Annotated in this window: 1 protein-coding gene; it reads right to left on the bottom strand. The window is 28.2% G+C overall.

Annotated elements, in window-relative coordinates; all coding sequences use genetic code 11:
• Positions 1 to 393: 393 nt before the first annotated feature.
• On the bottom strand, positions 394 to 1,451 hold a 1,058-nt coding region (locus B3J44_RS11370; RefSeq protein ID WP_286968546.1), incomplete at its 5' end, for an AraC family transcriptional regulator.

Genomic DNA, 1,451 nt, shown 5'->3' with positions numbered 1-1,451 from the left:
GTGAATTTGAGCAAGAATCTAGTATTTTCTTTTACAAATTTTCGTTAAAGTGTATTTTGGCAATGTTTTGCAGAACAATTACTTAAGGTTTTTGGCTTCTGTTAATGTTGTTAATTTTTTCATACAATGTGGAAAACCGTAAGGTTATCTGTTTTTATGCCTGTAATTTTGGGCTGTTGAAATTTAAGAACAATGTTGTTTTTTACCTTTTTTAGAATGCCATTATTTAAGTTTTAACAATTCATGTTTTTTGGAGAAACATTTTTTTTGAATTAAATTTTGACATATTCATTTGATCGTGGGTAATTGTATAAGAGTTTGCACTATACATTAATGTCTAATTTTTAGGGTTTTAAAAGGAAGTCGACGGACTGAATTTTAAAACCCTTTTTTTTATATTATAAATGAAAAAGCAAGCAACCAAAATTGAATAATATCAGTATTGATTTTAAATTTTTGAGGCGAAAATCCGTAGTAGCTTTTGAAGGCTGCAGAAAAATGAGAAACATCTTTGTAACCGCATTTGTATGCTGCTTCGCTTACGGTAGCGGTTTTGCTTTGAAACAATTTTTTGGCATGTTCCATCCTCAGTTTAATAATATAGCTTTTTACAGTGGTTCCAAAACAAGCTTTAAAGCCTTTTTTTAATTTGAATTCGTTTAGGGAAATAAGTCTAGAAAGTTCAGGTAGAGTAGGAGTGTTTCGATAATCGTTTTCTAATATTTTTTTTGCTTCTAATAATTTGTTGTAATCCTCTTCGTTTATTTTTTCTGTTGGTAAGGGTTTGGTAATTAATGTTTCAAGTTGATGAATAAGAAGTTCTTTAATCTTACTTTCTATATAAATTCTTTTTAAAACACCTTCTCTAGTGCATTTTTTTATTTCTGATGTTACCCACTTAATTGGCGATGTAAACGGAAGATATTTAGAAGTTAAATAGCAAGATTGTTTTTGAAGGATTTTTTTTGAAAATTTTTCATGCAATTGCCAATCTTCATTTATAATATTGTAGTAAAACTCCTTGGATAAAATAATAGACATATAATTTACATCTTTATGAGCTGGAATTTTAAAAGAACCCTTAAAGTTATTGGTGTAAAAGATATTATGGGTGTTTTCTTTAGAATATTTTTCACTTTCCAATTGATCAATATGAGTCTCAACATTGCTGCTGTAAATAAAATTCATGACAATCGATTCTTCATCAATTTCAAAAATAAGAGTTTTAGAATTTGAGAAATACAATTGTGTATCAAGGAGAACCAATCCTTCTGTGATAAGATGACGACTAATTATTTTTTCTGAATCACCATTTTGTATGTTGACGTTTTCCTCCGTTAAAACACTTTTCGGATAATATTTATCTCCAATTTGAATTTTAATTATAGGCGTTTCAGAGGTTAGAAGTGTGGCTTTGATTTTCAAAATATAATCCGTTTTTACAAAATAAT

The organism is Flavobacterium sp. UBA4854, assembly GCF_002399805.1.
Classification (GTDB): Bacteria; Bacteroidota; Bacteroidia; order Flavobacteriales; family Flavobacteriaceae; genus Flavobacterium; species Flavobacterium ginsengisoli.
Note: the sequence above shows the minus strand (reverse complement) of the source record. Positions and strands in the feature narration are given on the sequence as shown.